Annotated in this window: 8 protein-coding genes and 1 tRNA gene; 3 read left to right on the forward strand and 6 right to left on the reverse strand. The window is 69.8% G+C overall.

Translation table 11 applies throughout. The features are described from left to right. Positions 1-129: 129 nt before the first annotated feature. Both acpS and AC1RIF_RS15260 read right to left on the reverse strand, forming a co-directional pair. On the reverse strand, positions 130-540 hold the full coding sequence (gene acpS, locus AC1RIF_RS15255) for a holo-ACP synthase AcpS (protein WP_492602191.1): 411 nt from the start codon (positions 538-540) through the stop codon (positions 130-132). Continuing rightward, the gene (locus AC1RIF_RS15260; RefSeq protein WP_492602192.1) at positions 540-9,848 is read right to left on the reverse strand and encodes a fatty acid synthase subunit beta domain-containing protein; all 9,309 of its coding nucleotides are present in this window, start codon (positions 9,846-9,848) and stop codon (positions 540-542) included. Before AC1RIF_RS15260 ends, acpS begins: the two co-directional genes overlap by 1 nt. Positions 9,849-10,327: 479 nt before the next feature. Between AC1RIF_RS15260 and AC1RIF_RS15265 the strand changes: the two genes are divergently transcribed. The 3 genes from AC1RIF_RS15265 (at position 10,328) to AC1RIF_RS15275 (ending at position 12,312) form a co-directional block, all read left to right on the forward strand. Beyond that, positions 10,328-10,996 carry a DUF8548 family protein gene (locus tag AC1RIF_RS15265; RefSeq protein WP_492602193.1) on the forward strand — a complete coding sequence of 223 codons (669 nt, stop codon included), beginning with the start codon at positions 10,328-10,330 and terminating at the stop codon, positions 10,994-10,996. Positions 10,997-11,074: 78 nt separating this feature from the next. Then, positions 11,075-11,159: transfer RNA gene (locus tag AC1RIF_RS15270), tRNA-Leu, on the forward strand. Between the two features lie 157 nt (positions 11,160-11,316). Then, positions 11,317-12,312 carry an ester cyclase gene (locus tag AC1RIF_RS15275; protein WP_492602194.1) on the forward strand — a complete coding sequence of 332 codons (996 nt, stop codon included), beginning with the start codon at positions 11,317-11,319 and terminating at the stop codon, positions 12,310-12,312. Between the two features lie 27 nt (positions 12,313-12,339). On the opposite strand, the gene AC1RIF_RS15280 is transcribed toward AC1RIF_RS15275, so the two are convergent. The 4 genes from AC1RIF_RS15280 to ffh all read right to left on the reverse strand — a co-directional run bounded on the left by AC1RIF_RS15280 (position 12,340) and on the right by ffh (position 18,492). Continuing rightward, a complete protein-coding gene (locus tag AC1RIF_RS15280) occupies positions 12,340-13,566 on the reverse strand; it encodes a winged helix DNA-binding domain-containing protein (RefSeq protein WP_492602195.1) in 1,227 nt (408 codons plus the stop codon). A 166-nt stretch (positions 13,567-13,732) separates the two neighbouring features. Next, complete coding sequence (locus AC1RIF_RS15285) at positions 13,733-15,586, reverse strand: lipase family protein (RefSeq protein ID WP_492602196.1); 1,854 nt, start codon at positions 15,584-15,586, stop codon at positions 13,733-13,735. Positions 15,587-15,817: 231 nt separating this feature from the next. Continuing rightward, positions 15,818-16,903 carry a metal-dependent hydrolase family protein gene (locus tag AC1RIF_RS15290; RefSeq protein WP_492602197.1) on the reverse strand — a complete coding sequence of 362 codons (1,086 nt, stop codon included), beginning with the start codon at positions 16,901-16,903 and terminating at the stop codon, positions 15,818-15,820. A gap of 8 nt (positions 16,904-16,911) precedes the next feature. After that, positions 16,912-18,492: a signal recognition particle protein gene (gene ffh / locus AC1RIF_RS15295; protein ID WP_492602198.1), complete on the reverse strand. Its 1,581-nt coding sequence runs from the start codon at positions 18,490-18,492 to the stop codon at positions 16,912-16,914. Between the last annotated feature and the right edge of the window lie 38 nt (positions 18,493-18,530).

The raw sequence follows: 18,530 nt of genomic DNA on the forward strand, positions 1-18,530 counted from the left end.
GTTGCGCCACCGCCGCGCACCGAGACGTCGGCACACCATCGATATCCCACATGTCCCGAAAGGGCAGACAGAACGAGGCCGGTCGACGGATTGTGTCCGTCGACCGGCCTCGTGTTCTTCCGTGCTCGATCAGCCGATGGGCTGGATCGGGTCAGGTTCTTCGATGACGACCATCGCACCCGCGACGTCCCCGTCGTGGGTGAGCGACAGGTGGATCTTCGCGGACGGCAGGAACTGCGCCGCCTCGTCGTGCAGCTTGATCGTCGGACGCCCCCAGGCGTCGTTGACGACCTCGACCTGCACGTAGGCGTTGTCGCCGACGGCCGGCGGCCGGGCGAACCGCGAGGCCGCCCACGCCTTGATCACGGCCTCCTTCGCCGCCCAGCGCACCGCGTAGTGCCGGGCCGGTTCACTCTTGGCCTCGCAGTAGCGCCGCTCCCCCGGCCGGAAACTCGACTTCATCGCCGTGCCGGGACGCTTCAACTGCTCCTCGAACTCCGAGATCGTGACGACGTCGAAGCCGATTCCGAGAACTGCCATCACTGGCACCCCGGATTCCCGAGGCGGTACACGTGATCGGTCCCCAGGCGCGCGTCCTCGGCGAGGAGAACGTCGGCCTCGAGCTGACGGGATGCCTTGGCGGGCACCGAGTCCCCACCGAATCGGCGATCCGCCGGACGCTCGTACAGGCTGTCGCCGCCGCACATCGCCGCGGCCAGTCGACGCTGACCGTCGACGGTGCGCTGCTGCGCCTGCGCCAGGTAGGCCTCGCGCTGGTCCGCCGGGATCGACTCGACGAACGCCTGCGGGTGAACCACCGCGATCAGGCCCGACACGTGACCGAAGCCGAGGCTGGTCAGCAGGCCGGCCTTGAGCGCGAACTGGTCGCCGAAGCGCAGCGGGGTCCGCGGCCACACCAGGTGCGAGAACTCCGCCATCTTGTCGTCGACACAGTCGAGGCTGCGGTTCGGCGGGATCACGCCCTGGCTGAGGACCTGGCACAGGCCGATCAGCTGGAACGCCGCCGCTCCGCCCTTGGCGTGACCGGTGAGCGTCTTCTGCGAGATCACGAACAGCGGGGCACCCTCGCTGCGCCCCAGGGCCGCCGCCAGACGCTCGTGCAGTTCGGCCTCGTTCGGGTCGTTCGCGGCGGTCGAGGTGTCGTGCTTGGACACCACCGAGATGTCGTCGGCGGTGACTCCGAGCGCGTTCAGCGACAGCGCGAGCTGCGAGTCCTGTCCCCCGCGTCCGGCGCCGAGGGCACCGATGCCGGGAGCCGGAATCGACGTGTGGACACCGTCGGCGAACGAACCCGCCCACGCGACCACACCGAGGACCGGCAGGCCCATCTCCAGGGCCAGGTCGCCCCGGGCCAGCAGGATCGTGCCGCCACCGGCCGACTCGACGAATCCGCCGCGACGGCGGTCGTTGGCCCGCGAGAAGCGGCGATCGCTGATGCCCTTGGCGGTCATCTCGTCCGACTTCGCGGTCGCCGACATGTCACCGAAGCCGATGATGCCCTCGATACCGAGGTCGTCGAAGCCACCGGAGACGACCAGCTTGGCCTTGCCGAGCCTGATCTTGTCGACGCCCTCCTCGACGGACACCGCGGCCGTGGCGCACGCCGCAACCGGGTGCACCATCGCACCGTAGCCACCGACGTACGACTGGACGACATGCGCCGCAATCACATTCGGCAGGGCTTCCTGCAGGATGTCGTTCGCGCGGGACTCGCCGAGCAGCGTGTCGACGTACAGCGAACGCATCGACGTCATGCCGCCCATGCCGGTGCCCTGGGTGTTGGCGACGAACGCCGGATGCACCCAACGGAGCAGCTCGGACGGGGTGAAACCGCCGGTGAGGAACGCGTCGACGGTCGAGACGATGTTCCACAGGCCCACTCGGTCCACGGATCCGGCCATGTCGGCGGGGATGCCCCACGTGGTGACGTCGAATCCGGTCGGGATCTGGCCGCCGACCGTGCGGGTCAGCTTCGCCTTGCGCGGCACGCGGATCTCGGTGCCGGCCTTGCGGGTGACGGTCCAGTCGCCGCTCTCCGGATCGACCGCGGCGGTCGTGTTCTCCGGATCGGAGTCGACGAATGCCTGGGCCTCGGCCTCGGAGCCGACCACGAACGACAGGTCCTTGTCGATGAAGACCGACGTCAGCAGCGGCGCCGTGTTGTCGACCATCGCGCCCTCGTCGCCGTAGGTGCGGATACCGCACCGCTCGACGACGGCGTCGTGGTAGCGGTCGGCGATCTCCGCCTCCGGCACCAGGTCGCCGGTCTCGGCGTCGTACCAGCCCGCGACCGGATCGTTCTCCCACGTCACCAGGCCGGTGTTCCACGCCAGCTCGAGCACGCCTGCCGCCGAGAGCTGCTCGTCGACCTCCATCTCGAAGCGGGTGCGCGACGAACCGTACGGGCCGAGCTCACCGGCGCCGACGATCACGACCAGGTCCGCCGGATCGACGTCCAGTTCGGGCCAGGAGCCGACCGCGGGCATCTCCGCCGCGCGCGGCGGAGCAGGCAGCGCCGCAATGGAATTCGCGTCGACACCGGCCTCGTCGGCCTGCTTGCCGGCGTTCTCGGCCGCCTCGGCGGCCTCCTTCGCCAGGGCCGGCAGATCCAGGTCGACCTCCGCGAGCCCGCCGGTCAGGTCGAGCTGACGCGGCGCGTCCGCAGCGGCACGCCGAACGTCCGCCGTGCACGAGCCGAGCAGCTCGGTGGCCATCTCGTCGGTGGACCAGGTGCGCACACCCTTGGCCTCGACGGCCTCGACCATCGGATCGTTGCCGCCCATCAGGCCGGTGCCACGCACCCACCCGATCAGCGCGTGCACGATCGTGACGCGCTCGGCCCACGTCCGCTCGGCCGACCAGCGTCCGACGACCGCGTCGAGCGCGGCCTTCGACTCGCCGTACGCGCCGTCGCCGCCGAACAGGCCGCGGTTCGGCGAGCCCGGCAGCACCACGTGCAGGTGGGTGTCGACGTCGCTGTCGTAGCCGATCTTCGACAGGCCGCCGATCAGGCGCTCCACCGACCACAGCAGAACCCGCATCTCCATCTCGGCGCGGGCGCCGGCGTCGGAGAGCTCACCGGCCACGCGAGGTGCGGCGAACGGGAACAGCATCGTCGGAGTCATCGCCTCCTTGATCAGCTTCTTCGCGCCACCCGCGGTCTCCGTCTGGACCGTGCCGACCCAGTCGATGAGCGCGTCGACGTCCGCGTAGGACGCCATGTTCGCGGGGACCACCCACAGGGCGGCACCGGCGCGGGCGTTGTCGGCGTAGAGCTTGCGGTAGAAGCCCAGTCGCGCATCGTCGAGACGCGAGGTGGTCACGACCACCGTCGCACCGCCACCGAGCAGCTTGCCCGCCACCGACGCGGCGATCGAGCCCTTGCTCGCACCGGTGACGACCGCGATCTCACCGGTCCACTGACCGACCTCGTCGATCGGGGCGACCGCGACCTGCGCGATGCGGCCGTAGAGCTCGGCGAGCGTGGTTCGGCCGGCGTCGGCGGCGCGCTGCTGCCACCACCGGGCGTGTGCGGCCACGGCGGCACCGGCACCGTCGAAACGCTCGACGGTCAGGTCGGTCTCGCCGATCCATGCACGGGCCAGATCCTCGCGAGCGGTGGCCCAGCGGTCGTCGATCAGGACGGCCTTCTTGCCGTCGAACGCGGGGGCGACCAGGCGCGGCCAGTCCGAACCCAGCTCGGCCGACACGAGGTCGACGAGCGCGGTGTCCTCGGTGGCGACGGCGGCGGCGGCCGCATCGCTGAAGCCGAGCTGCTCGAGCACCAGGCGGGCGGCGGATGCCAGCACGCCGTTGCGTCCGGTGATGTGTTCGGTGAACTCGCCGAGCGCGGCCGCGTCGACGGTTCCGCCCGCACCGCCACCGGCGGCCGGCATCGACACCGCCACACCGCGACGCGACGCCACCGACTGCACCGCAGCGTCGACGAGCGCATCGACAGCGGCACCGTCGGCGATCGCACCCTCGTGCAGACCACCCATCGCGCCACCGCGGACACTGGAGCCGTCACGGGTGCCGAGCGCGACCTCGGCGGTCACGTGGTGAGCCCAGCCGTCGCCGAGTTCCCAGACCTTCTTGACCCGGTCCGCGATCGCGGCGGGGCGGCGACCGGACGGGCCGAACACCTTCCGCAGGTGATCGTTGATCGAGTCCGACAGCACCGGGCCGAAGGGCTTGTAGGTACGGGCCAGGCGATCGACCGTCACCGCGAGCGAGCCCATGTCGGCGTCCGCGGCACCGTCGATCGCGCCGAGCGACAGCTCGGAGCCGAGGTCGACGAGCAGCTGGTTGCGGCGCGAGGACACACCGTCGCACAGCGCCTCGATGGTGTCGGCGGGGCCGATCTGGTCCGGGCGCAGCTTGGTCCACAGGGCGATGAGCACCTTGGTGGCGTCGGCGGCCTTGAACGCGATGTCGTCCGGGCGCGGACCACCGGCCGGCGCGGCCGGGGCCGCGACGGGGGCAGCGGCGGCCGGCGCCGCGGCAGCGGGTGCCGCCGGCGTCTCGGGCTCGTCGTCCTCCACCGGCGCCGGATCGACGTCGGTGCTGTAGACGACCGACGCCTCCCGCTCGATGTTGAGGACCTCGACCGTGCCGTTGGCGTGCTCGGGCAGCTTCATCGTCTGCGACGCGAGGTTGGCGACGGTCGGGGTGGCGCCCAGACCGATCTCGACGAACCGCTCGACGCCGAGGCCACCGTCGGCCACGTCCGTGAACAGCAGGTCCTGCGTCTCGATCCAGCGGACCGGGCTCGCGAACTGCCAGGCCAGCAGCTCGACGAGGATCACGCGGGTCAGCGCGACCGGGCGGGCGGCCCAGCCGTCGAAGTCCGCGAGGACCGCCTGCAGCTGCTCGGACGGCACCAGGTCGGCGATCTCCTGGACGAAGTCGCGACCGAGGTTGAACAGCTTCGGCACCAGGTTCGGGATGTAGCGACCGATCAGCAGCGACGGGTCGATGTCCTGCGGCAGCAGCTCGTCGAGCTTGGCGCGGAAGTCGTCCACACCGCCGCGCAGGACGGTCGAGTGGAACGGCACATCGATACCCGGAACCAGGATGAATGCGCGCTTGCCGCCGAAAGCCTCACGGCGGATGTCGATCTCACGCTCGAGCGCCTCGAGGCCCTTGACCGTACCGGCGATCGCGTACTGCGAACCCTTGAGGTTCAGGTTGACGATCTGCAGGAATTCACCGGTCGCGTCGGCGACACCACCCACGAAGGCCTGCAGCTCGTCGTCGGCGACGCCGATCTGCGACGGGCGGATCGCGGCCATGCGGTAGTCGCTGCGGCCCGCACCGTCGCGGGGCACCAGCTCGTGCATCGCCGAGCCGCGCTGGAAGACGACCTCGAGCAGTGCCTCGAGCGGCAGCACGCCGGCGACCGCGGTGAGCGCATTGTACTCGCCGACCGAGTGACCGGCCAGGTAGGAGCCCTCGACGAAGGCGCCCGACTCACGGAGTTCGGCAACCTGCGCGACACCGAGCGTCGCCATCGCGACCTGGGTGAACTGGGTCAGGTGCAGCACGCCGTCCGGGTGGCGGTGCTCGACGCCCCGCGCCTTGACCAGCGTCGGGTTGTCGCGGACCACGGCCAGGATCGAGAAACCGAGGGCCTCACGGGTGTGCTTGTCGGCACGCTCCCACACCTCGCGGGCGGCCTTGCTGCGGGCGCGGGCGTCGAGGCCCATGCCCGGACGCTGGATGCCCTGACCGGGGAACGCGTACACCGTCTTCGGCGTCGCGGTGCGGCCGGTGGCGACCATCACCAGGTCGCCGTCGACGCGGCAGCCGACCTCGACGATCTCGGCACCGCGGTCGGTCGCGACGCGGTCGACACGCACGTCGATCTCGGCGCCGGGACGGACCATCCCGAGGAAGCGCGCGGTCCACGCGGTGAGGCGACGGGCCGGAGTCTTCGACAGCGGATCGACGGCCGTGACCGCCTGCTGCGCCGCGGCCGAGAGCCACATGCCGTGCACGATCGGGCTACCGAGCCCGGCCAGCAGCGCGGCCGCGTCGGAGGTGTGGATCGGGTTGTGGTCACCGGAGACGCGGGCGAATGCCGCCATGTTGCGCGGCGCGACCATCTTCAGGTCGCGGCGGCGCCGACGCGGGGTCTCGGCGACGTCGTCGCCGAGCGAACCGCCGGCGCGGGCCGGATCGGCCAGCTCACCCTTGCCGGTGCGGCCGCGGATCGCGAAGCGCTCGGTGAGTGTCGCGACGGCCGGGGCGTCGAGGCCCTCGCCGAGCATCGCGCCGACCTCGACGCGAACCTCGACGACGCGACCCATGTCAGTGTCGACGATCTCGCCGGCCTCGGCACGGACCACGAGAATGCTGGTCTCCGTGGGAAGTTCACCCACGAGGTGCACGGCGTGATCGAGGTGGACCAGGTCGAGCATGCCCTCGATGACGTGGACGCCCGCCGTGGTGGTCGCCGCGCCCAAGGCGGCGAACACGGCCGGCCAGCAGGCGCCGACGACGACGTCGGGCACCGCGTTGCCGCTGGTGCTCACGGTCTCCGGCAGGCCGACGCCGGTGACACCGGCGTGGTCGGCGATCAGGTCCGGGGTCCACGCGAGGTTGATGTGCGCGACACCACCCTTGACCGCCGGAAGCTCCTGTCCGGCAGCGACACCGAGCAGCGCGGACATCGACGCCTCGGCGTCGGCATCGGTGACGACCGGGGCACCCCCGTCGCGAACCGTGGTCGGGACGGTGATCCGGATCTCGACGGCCTTGCCCAGTGCCAGCGGCACCGACAGGTCGACGTGCTCGGCGTCGGCGACGACCAGGCGGGCGCCGGTCTTGTCGTGGCTCGCGACGGTGTCGGACTCGATGGTCCACTCGGCGACCTCGCCGAGGCGGCGAACCGGGTTCTGCGTCAGGCGCGCGGCCCACAGCACGTCGGGAGCGGTGAGGACGGCGTCGAGCAGACCCGTACCGAAGCCGCCGTGGCGACGGCCCGCGACCTGGGCCGGGACGGCACCGGTCGCGACCAGCTCGTCGGCCGTGGCCTTCTCGAAGCGGTCGAGCAGCTCGCCGACCGGCTCGTCGACCCGGGTGATGCCGGCGACCGCGACGGTGCCGGGGATGACGCACACCTGGTCGGCACCGTAGCGCGGATCGTGGGCCTGCCACAGCGAGTCCGAACGCCACCAGCGACGGACGTCGCCGTCGACGACGGGCACGAAGTTGACGGGCTTGCCGGGCGTCTTGCACAGCGCGGTGAAGAACGGGACGTCGGCCGGGTGCAGCACGGTCGTCGCGTAGTCCGGGTAGGCGGCCTCGAGCGCGCACAGCGCCGCGAACGGCTGATCGAGCGTGGCCGAATCCGCGAACAGGGTCTCGATCGGTCCGCGGTCGTTGCGGTGCAGGCGGGCCTCGGCGCGCTGGAGCATCTCGCCGAACCGGTCGCGCCACGAGACGTCGAGCCACACCGACTGCGTGGCTTCGGCGATCGCGTCCTGCACGTCGCCACCGCAATCGAACGCCCGCGGGGAGTCGACGCCGACGGCGAGCTCGAGGTAGCGGCGCAGCCACTGCTGGTAGGTCATGGTGGCGACATCACCGAAGTACGGCTTGGCGGTCACGTCCAGCGCGGCGATGATCTCGTCGCGGCGGGCGGCGACGGCCTCGGCGTCACCGGCGACCTCGTCAAGCAGGCGACCGGTGCGCGACGCGGCGTTGTCGATCTCGTGGATGTCGGCGCCGAGCTGGCTGCGACCGGAGGCCATGCCGCCCTCGGCGGTGCCCGCACCGACCCAGTCGGGGGTGCCGGGGGTGTCGACCAGCAGCTGCTTGACCTCGGGCGAGGTGGTGGCCTCGAGGGTCGCCATCGCGGCGGTACCGACGAGGATGCCGTCGAGAGGCATTGCCGGGAAACCGTATTCGGTGGACCAGCGGCCGGTCAGGTAGTCGGCGGCCCGCTCCGGGGTGCCGATGCCGCCGCCGACGCAGAGCACCAGGTTCTCCCGGGTGCGCAGCTCGGCGTAGGTGTCGAGCAGCAGGTCGTCGAGGTCCTCCCACGAGTGGTGACCACCGGCGCGGCCGCCCTCGATGTGGACGATGACGGGGAAGTCGGGCACCTCGTTGGCGATGCGGATCACCGAACGGATCTGCGCGACGGTGCCCGGCTTGAACGCGACGTAGCTGAAGCCGGCCTCGGTGAGCTCCTCGATGATCGAGACGGCTTCCTCGAGCTCGGGGATGCCCGCGGTGACGACGACACCGTCGAACGGGGCTCCCGCAGCCCGGGCGCGCGGCACGAGGCGCTTGCCACCCACGTGCAGCTTCCACAGGTATGGGTCCAGGAACATCGAGTTGAACTGCACGGCGCGGCCCGGCTCGAGCAGACCCTCGAGCTCCTCGACGTGGTCGGCGAAGATCTGCTCCGTGACCTGGCCGCCGCCGGCCAGCTCGGCCCAGTGACCGGCGTTCGCCGCGGCCGCGACGATCTTCGGATCGACCGTCGTGGGGGTCATACCTGCGAGCAGGATCGGCGAACGGCCGGTGAGCTTGGTGAACGCGGTCTCGACGGCGACGCGGCCGTTCGGTAGCTGAACTGCCTTGGGCGCGAACTCACTCCACGCACGCGGCACCTCGGGCGCGGCGCCCGGCGTGAGGAGGTTGCGGTGGCCGCCGCGGGTGGACGCGGCGATGATGCCGACGCCGTGGCCACGCAGGCCTGCAGAGGTCATACGGGTGAGCAGGTCACCGGGGCCCAGATCGAGGATCCACGCGGCTCCGGACTCGACTGCGCCGTCGACGGCGTCGACCCAGTCGACCGGATCGACCAGCACGGCCTGTGCGAGGGCGCGCACCTGCTCGGGGTCCAGACCACAGCGGGTGGCCCAGCCACCGATGATGTCGACGGCCTCGTTCAGGGCCGGGTGATGGAAGCCGACCTCGACGGACAGCGACTCGAAGACCGGAGCGAACACCGCACCGCCACGGGTCTTGGCGTCGCGGGCACGGGTCTCGTCGGCCGCGATCAGCTCACAACGCTGCTGCACACGCGCCAGCTGGGCCGGCGGGCCGGACAGCACGACGCGACGGCGGCCGTTACGGATCGCCATGACGGCGGCACGCTCGGGCTGCTGGCCCTCGGCCAGCTCGGCGACGATTGCGGCGAGACGCTCGGGATCGACGTTGGAGACGGCCAGCATCGGCGCGCGGTCGGCGGTCGCGATGATGCCGCGGCGACGGCCCACGAGACCGGCCGCAGCGCCGATCAGCTGGGCGGTGGCGAGCAGCGCACCGTCAGCGGCACCGCCGCCCTCCACCGCAGCGGCCGCGATGAGACCCTGCGAGTGGCCGATCGTCACGACCGGGGCGGTCTCGGCGGGGTCGAGGCCCTGCTGCTGCAGCGCACGCAACGCCGCGAGCTGGGTCAGGAAGACGCCGGGCAGCGACACCGCGGCGGACGTGAGCGCAGCGGCGGACGGGCCGGCGGTGCCGGCAGTGTCTTCGTCGTCCGCGAGTTCCTGCTCGAGGATCCACGCGATCGGGTCGAATCCGACCGGGCGGACGACGAGGAGATCCTGAGCGACCGGCTCGAGGAGTACGGCCGCCTCGTTCACCAACTCGGTGAGCGTCGGCTCCAGACCGCTGTCACGCGCGAGCTCCGCGAGGGCACTGAGCCAGGGCGCACCCTGGCCACCGAACGCCAGCGCGTACGGCTCCCCCGCCCGCAGCCGGTCCACGAGCGGACCCTGTGCGGAGGACCGGGCAGAACCCCGATCCGAACCGAACTGGCTGCGCTCCCTCGAGGTTCGTCCGTTTCCTGCAGTGTCGTCGATCGTCACTGAAGTTGAGTCCTCTCCTGGTTCCCTGGCGGGAGGTAGGTCGTGGTCGGCCGCCCTCGGCAGAGCTGACGCGCGATGTCCTGCGACATCCACGGCACCCCTCGAACACGCTTCGAAGTCAGCGAATCCGGGCGCGTCAAGGTTGGCACAAAATCATGAGGGAAGCCTCACGTTTGCCGTCGACCCCCTCCCCTACCAGCGGGTATCGAGTGACATTTCCCACAGGATCGCGCGAAAGTGACTCGCGAGTAGACCGCGTAACCGCGGGTCACGGGCCATGCGAGGACGTCCACAAACCTGAGGAAACCCTCACATTGATTGTTACCAATTCGTGATCTTCTTGACGGCGGGCCTCGAACGTGCGGTCGGTCCGAAATCGGACAGCCGGGGATGTGTCGACGTCCGGTCGTGGGCTTGTCCGGATCCTGTCGGAGTGCCCGGATACCGTCCGCCCTCACAACCGAACACCAGGGGGGAACATGGATGCACCGGGGGTCCGCGAACTTCTCGATCACATCGCCGTGACGCTGCCGACCGAGCGATCACAGTGGCCGCCGGCCTGGCCGCGGGAGTCCGAGGCCGCGCTGTTGGACGCCGTATTCTCGGCGCGCGCAACGTACGGCACTCCGCGCACCGGGGTCCGACGCGTGATCGAGAACTGGCGCGATCATCGCGGCACGCAGCTCGACGACCTCGCCGCGCTGGCCGGCTTCGTCGACACCCCGGACCGGCTCGCCGAGATCCTGGGCAACCGACAGCGCGTTCCGGGCAACTACACCACCAAGGCCGAGGCGGTCGCTCGCGCTGCCGAGGGCCTCGTTCACGCGGGCATCAGAAACTCCCGGGCCCTGGGCGACGGGCGCACCGCCCGCTCCGCGCTCACCGATGTACCCGGGCTCGGCACCACCACCTGGGAGACGTTCGTGCTGCGCCTCGGGCTCCTCGGCCCCGAAGCACTCGACGCCGTGCGCGTGTTCGTCACGGACGCAACCGGATCGAAGGAACCGGTCACCGAGACGCGAGCCCTGGGGTTGCTGGGCTCGGCGGCGGAGGCCGCAGATCTCGACCCGGCCACCCTGCTCAATGCCGTGTGGCGGCACCGTCGCGCGCAGGCCGGCAGACGGGCACCGAAACCGTTGTCCGCGTAAATGAACGGGAGTACGCCGACCGTCGGCCGGTCCTGCCGATCGAGACCGGTCGTCGGTGGCGTATTCTGACAGGCGCTCGCGCGAGTGGCGGAATTGGCAGACGCGCTGGATTTAGGTTCCAGTGTCTCAGGACGTGGGGGTTCAAGTCCCCCCTCGCGCACCACACAGTTCGGACGCATCGCCGGTGTCGATGCTGCAACCATCTGCCGATCCCGACCCGGGATCCCCCTGCCCCCGACTAGCGTCGACTCTCACCGCTCGTGCCGTGCACGACACGAGCGGTCCACCGAGGCGACTCTCCACCACGACGGGAGGCCGGGATGTCGACACGCACGCTCACCGACTCGACCTTCACCCACATCATCGACGTGTCGGCCGAGAAGGTCGACATCGCCGAATGGTTGTTCACGCTTCCCGAAGCGGAGTTCCGGCGGTGCTGTCCCCCGGACCACATCACGGTGGGTATCGGTACCGGCGCGGACGGCAGGCCGATGTCGGTCGGTGTCGAGCGGATCGGTGAGACGCTGCTGATTCACCACTACGTGGGCGAGGTGACCGCACCACACCATTGCCGGATGGTCTCCACCTCCGACGCCGTGACCCCTGCCGGACGCACGACCGTCCTGGCGACGTGGGAGCTGCGCGCGGAGGCCACCGACGACGGACGGTGCACCATCACCAATCGCATCGCCCTCACGCCGACCGGCGACTACTTCGCGTTCCTCGACGGGCACGGCACCGTCTACGAGGATGCCGCCGAAACCGTCGACGCCGCGGCGGCCGACCACAACCGCCGCGAGACTCCGGGCTTCGCGGCGAGCATCGCACGCCACGCGACAACACCGATCGGGCGACATTCGTCGGATTCTGCTCCGGCAGTGACGATCCGGAACGGCAACTCCACAACCGGGGCCACCGGGGAGGCCGCCAAGGCCGTGGTCCGCCGGAACACCGAGGAGGTGCAGGGCGGCGGCGATTACGCGGTGTTCGACGAACTGTTCGCCGACGACTTCGTCGACCACACCCCGCAGCCCGGTCGATCGCCGGACAAGGACGGCGCCCGACTGCTGTACCAGGCGTTGCGTGCGGCATTCCCGGACTTCCACGCCGAGATCCATTGGCAGACAGTCGACGGGGACGTCGTGACGACGTACAAGACCTACCACGGCACGCACCGCGGCGCGTTCATGGGCATCGCGCCGACCGGCCGGGAGGTCGCGTTCGAGACCGTCGACGCGATGCGGGTACGAGACGGCAGGATCGTCGAGCACTGGGGTGTGGCGAATCTGTTCTCGCTGATGAAGCAACTCGGCTGAGTCGAGGCGACCACCGCCACCCGTGCGTCAGCGTGCCGCCGAGTCCTCGAACTCGAGCTGGACCACCGACGCCCCGCGCAGTTCGGCGACGTGCTCGGCCTCGTCCTGTAACTGCTCGCGCAATGCTGCGCTCAGCGGTTGGAACGTCTCGACCGTGAGCGTCAGTCGCCGGCCGCTCTTTCGTGGTCGCCAGGTTCCGACGATCCTTCCGTCGGCCAACACCGCGCCGGGATCGCCGACCGGCTTCCACACCTGACGATGGTGTTTCCTGTCGACGATGGTGTCCCGATCACGCATCTGCAGGTAGGGATCGCGCGGCGGAAGCAGTCGCACCCCGCGTGATGTGGGCGGCGCCTGCAGGTCGGCCAGGTCGTCGACGAGTGCCCAGGCCGGGCGGCCGTCGACCTCGACGGGCGCGAGCTCCTCATCGAGGAGGGTCCACCACGGTCCGAGGTCGCCGGCACGGACGCCCACCCAACTGGCGAAGTCCTTGCGCGTGGACGGGCCGTAGCAGTGCAGGTATCGGCGGAGCAGATCGGCGCGGGCACTGTCCGGGTCGACCTCGGGCAACGGCCGGCCCAGCCATTCCTCGACCAGGACGAACGGTGCCTTGTTCTTGCTTCGCGGTGCAAGGCAGACAATTCCGCGCAGCGTCAGTATGCGGATGCAGAAGTGCACGACGGCCTCCCCGAGCGGCTGGCCTGCACCGTAGGGGCCTTCCGACTGCCAGGTCTCACGTCGGCCGGGCGGCAGTGTGTCCGCGATGCGCCCGGCGAGTTCCTTTCCGAGTTCCTCGATCGCCAGTTGCCGCCGGGACAGCACCGGTCCGATCTGCTCGGTGAGCATGCCGACCGCCTCGTCCAACCCCAGCCCGAGTCGCTCGAGGGCCTGTTCGACACCGACGATCAGATGCAGCCGGGCCTTCTCGGTGGTCGGCAGGACGCCGGTGGTGAAGGCCGGAGCATCGACCGTCGGGAAGTAGAACGGCGCACCTCGCATGCACCAGGTCTGGAGCAGGCTCCGCTCGTCGGCGACCAGGTGGTCGACATTTTCCCGCGTCACGCCCTCGACGCGGGCACGCAGCGCGAGCAGCGCCGACCCCGGCGGGCTGTTCTGCACACCGCAAGCACCCACCACTTCGAGCAGGTCGCCGACCGGTCGCCGAGTGGTGAGGTGATGCGAGTGCAGCCGAAACGCGACGACGTCGCCGGTTCGCACCCTGGCCGGCTCACCGCCGCTCCGACGTGGTGTCACCGATCACCTCCTGCCGGTCGATCCGATTGTGCCGGAAGCACCGTGATCGCGCGCCACCTGCCGGGTCCCCGAGCCGACGCGGTTCATCTACGAGGCGATCCCGCTTGGTCCCCACGCGCACGGCAACACGCGTGTGCGGTGCATCCAGCGCCCGCCGGGATCGCCCTCAGCGGGTGAGCGCGATCAGTTCGGCGTCACCATCTCCGGCACTGATCTCGACGGGCCCGAGCCCGTGGACCGCCATGAACTTCAGCAAGCGCTCCAACACCTCATGTCCGGTCCGCAGCTGGGTCAATCGGTCGGACCTCTCATCCGAGAACGGTTCGAGACGACGAATCTCAGAGCTGATCTGGTTGTCCATCTCGGTGACCCGACCCCACAGAGCTTCATCGTGCGGGAGGTGCAGCTTGGTCAGTGCGTACTCGGCTGCAACCCGGGCGACCAGCGTCCGAGGATCGTCAGCTACCGGGCTCGTCGTTCCGACCGTCGCAGCAACAGTCGCCATGAGCGTCCCGGTCGATGCCAGTCCGCCGACCGCTGCGAGTCCACCGACCATCCCTCCGGGACCGAATGCAGCCAACATGCTCGTGAAAGCCGCAGCGCCGGCCAGACCCGCCGGAGCCGCCACCATCAATCCGATCGGACCAGCTGCCACGAGCGCAAGCCCCGCCGCCCCGATCAGCCACCGACTCTTGACCGAATCGCCGAATCGACTTCGCAGACTCGGGGCCTCGAGTGCTTCTCGACGAACCGCGACGATCGCGTCCCTGACAGCATCACCGATCTGACTGCTCAGCCCCAGGTCCATCGCGATGTGCGCCACGGCAGCCAGCTGTGCTTCTCCACAATCGATTTCGTACGGCGTGATGTTGTTCGCCGTTGCCAAGACCGCCATGTGCCGGACCGCCTCGACCTCCGACCATCGGATCGGAAGCAACGGCATGCGCCCCTCGGCGAGCGTCAGGAACTCGGCCGGGACCGGGCGCCCCTCCTTGAGCATGTGCCGGATACTGGATACCTCGGCGTCGCGGAGGAGTTGCGCGACATCACCGAAGCGCTGCTTGGTGTCCCTGTCGACGATAAGACCCGCTACGTGCTTGTTGAACTGCATAGCCAGCAACCGAAGGGCGTCACCGTCTTCGAGGCGCACTTCGATCGAAGAGCCTCCCCTGTATGTCGGCTCGGGCGTGGGCCAGACCGCCTCCCCGATCAGACCGGCGATCGCCTCGTGCCGCAGATACCGGACACTGTCGTGCGCGCCCGCCACGGCCACCTTGGCGGCGTTGAGGTCGTCGAGTTGGACCATGAAGTCCTGCGCCGCAGGGAACAAGGAGGTGAGCCCTCGCCCCAAAGTGACCGGGTCCCATACGGACAGAAAGTTCGACCAGTCGTCGACCCGCGAGTACGGGAACTTCTCGAGCAGTCGCTCGGCCCCCTTGTGCAGTGCCTCGGAGTGAGCGGGGCTGCCGATCGTGACGAATCGCCGCACGTGAACCGACTCCGGCAGGTGATCGAGGAGGTCGATCGCAACAACGCTGCCCAGACTGTGCGCGACGAGCACGACGTCGCCGTGGACGCCGTCCAGCGCATGAAGGATCCGCTTCATGACCGCGCCGCGAATGTTCGCGTTCTCCACGTAGTTCTGTACGGCCTTCAGTTGCCCCGGGGCAATCTTCACGACGGCAGCGCTTCCGAACGCGGCGAGAGGGTCCGGAACCCGGCCGAGACCGTAAGCCTGCACCGCCGGATCCTTCTGCAGCTTCCGCTGAATCCGCGCTTGCCGGCGTTCGTACTGCCGGCGGGACCCGCTGTCATCCTTGGGCTTGTATGTCACCGGCGGCAGCGACGCGCGGGCACCGGCAGACATGAGAAGGGTGTTGTATCTCGGTGCGATGACGTCAGCGCGGTCGAGCGATGCGTACCCGCACTGGTAGAGGCCCGTGTTCAGAGCACTGAGCCAATCCATGTCGGGATCACCGTTCCCGACGCCGTGCAGAAAGACAACCTTGGGTGTCGGCACCGAGTCCCCTCCGCCCCTCGCGATGCACGGCCCCTCCGCGCGAGGAGATCTTGGCACAAGCGTGCGACAGGGCGACGCCGGCCACCCGCATGATGTTGCACACCCAGTGCCGTTGTCGCAGGGGTATTCAGTGCTGAGAAGCTCTGCGACACCGACACAAGGCTTGCGACGACAGCCCGTCGGACGCGGGAGCAGCCGACCTGACCGGCCGGCTCCCCACCAGAATCCGGATCAGCCCCGCCTCGTGACGACCTCGCCGCCGACCATGACGAGCGACGGCTGCGACAGCACCTGCGGCCCGGTACGCGGATCCTGTTCGTAGACAACGAGATCGGCAGGCGCGCCCGGTTCGAGTCCGCCGCCGCCGAGCCAGCCCTGCGCATTCCAGCACGCGGCACCGAGGGCCTCGGTGGGCGTCATACCCACCTTGCCGAGCGAGGCGACCTCGTCGGCGACGCGTCCGTGCCGGACGTGTCCGCCGGCGTCGGTGCCCGCGTAGATCGCGATCCCGGCATCGCGCGCGGCACCGATGGTGTCGTTCACCCGCGCGTACAGGTCGCGCATGTGCGCGGCGTAGACGGGGAATCGCGTCGCGCCGTCGGCGATCTCCGGGAAGTTGTCGATGTTGATCAGCGTGGGGACCAGTGTGGTGCCGCGTTCGGCCATCATCGCGATCGTGGTGTCGGTCAGACCGGTGCCGTGCTCGATGCAGTCGATCCCGGCCTCGATCAGGCCGGGCAGCGCGTCCTCACCGAACACGTGCGCGGTGACCCGGGCACCCTCGCGGTGCGCCGCGGCGATCGCATCGACGAGGATGCCGTCGCTCCACAGCGGTGCCAGATCGCCCACCTCGCGGTCGATCCAGTCCCCGACCAGCTTGACCCAGCCGTCACCGGCCCGAGCTTGGCGCACCACCTCGTCGGGCAACTGCGATTCGTCCTCGAGGTCCACCGGCAGCCCCCGGATGTACCGCTTCGGGGCCGCGATGTGCCGGCCCGCGCGGATGATCCGCGGCAGCCCCGCGACGCCGTCGAACGAGCGGGTGTCCACCGGCGATCCGGCGTCGCGGATCAGCAGGACACCGGCGTCACGCTCGGTGCGGGCCTGCGCGAGCGCACCCTCGAGGTCCTCCGCGCCGCCGCCGTACCGGATCCCTACGTGGCAGTGGGCATCCACCAGGCCGGGCAGGATCCAGCCATCCGTGCACAGTGTCTGCGCACCCGGAACCGGCTCGTCCGAGAACTTCCCGTCCCGGATCCACAGCTCGAACTGCTGCTCGTCGGGCAGTCCGGTGCCACGCAGGTGGAACGAACTCACGGGCCTGCCTACTTCTTGGGGAGCTTGAGCTGCGACAGGTCGATGCCCTCGAGTCCCGGCGGCAACTGGTCGAGGCCCTTGGGCATGTTCGACAGGTCCGGCATGCCGGCCGGCATCCCACCCATGCCCGGCATTCCGGCGGGGAAGCCGCCCGGGAATCCGCCGCGGATCTTCGGCTGCGTCGGGCCCTTGCCGCCCTTCTTGCCCTTCTTCCCCTTCTTGCCCTTGATCTGCTTGCGCGCGCCGGGCATGCCCATGCGGCCGGCCATCGCGGCCATCATCTTGCGGGCCTCGAAGAAGCGCTCGACGAGCTGGTTGACGTCGGAGACCTTGACGCCCGAGCCGTTCGCGATCCGCAGTCGACGCGACCCGTTGATGATCTTCGGGTTCTCGCGCTCCTCCGGCGTCATGCCACGGATGATCGCCTGGATCCGGTCGAGCTGCTTCTCGTCGACGTTGGCGAGTGCGTCCTTCATCTGCCCCGCACCGGGCAGCATGCCCAGCAGGTTGCCGATGGGACCCATCTTGCGCACGGCCATCATCTGATCGAGGAAGTCCTCGAGCGTCAGCTGGCCGGAGCCGATCTTCTGCGCCGTCTCCTCGGCCTGCTGGGCGTCGAACACCTGCTCGGCCTGCTCGATGAGGCTGAGCACGTCACCCATGCCGAGGATGCGGCTGGCCATGCGGTCCGGGTGGAAGACGTCGAAGTCCTCGAGCTTCTCACCGGTCGACGCGAACAGGATGGGCTCGCCGGTGACCTCGCGGACGCTGAGCGCGGCGCCACCGCGGGCGTCGCCGTCGAGCTTGGTGAGCACGACGCCGGTGAAACCGACACCCGACTTGAACGCCTCGGCGGTGTGCACCGCGTCCTGACCGATCATGGCGTCGAGCACGAAGATCGTCTCGTCGGGCTGGACGGCGTCGCGGATGCCCGCAGCCTGCGCCATCAGTTCCTCGTCGATGCCGAGGCGGCCGGCGGTGTCGACGATCACGACGTCGTACTGCTTGTTGCGGGCCTCTTCGACGCCTGCACGCGCGACCTCGACGGGGTCGGCCGCCGAGACGCCGAGCGCGTTGTCGCCGCCACCGATCGACGTTCCGGGGTGCGGCGCGAACACCGCGGCACCCGCGCGTTCACCGACGATCTGCAGCTGGCTGACGGCGCCGGGGCGCTGGAGGTCACACGCGACGAGCAGCGGGGTGTGGCCCTGGCCCTTGAGCCACTTCGCGAGCTTGCCGGCGAGCGTGGTCTTACCGGAACCCTGCAGACCGGCCAGCATGATCACGGTCGGCGGCGTCTTCGCGAACCGCAGACGACGCGTCTCGCCACCGAGGATGCCGACGAGTTCCTCGTTGACGATCTTGACGACCTGCTGCGCCGGATTGAGCGCTCCCGAGACCTCGGCGCCCTTGGCGCGTTCCTTGATCTTGGCGATGAAGGCGCGGACGACGGGCAGCGCGACGTCGGCCTCGAGGAGTGCGAGACGGATCTCGCGGCACGTGGCGTCGATGTCGGCTCCGGAGAGTCGACCCTTGCCACGCAGATCCTTGAGGGCTCCGGTCAACCTGTCGGAAAGGGATTCGAACACCGAGTGCGCTCCTGAGCTCTGGGAGAAGGCCGTGAATA

The sequence above is a fragment of the Prescottella sp. GW823-FHT02E09 genome (assembly GCF_058797375.1).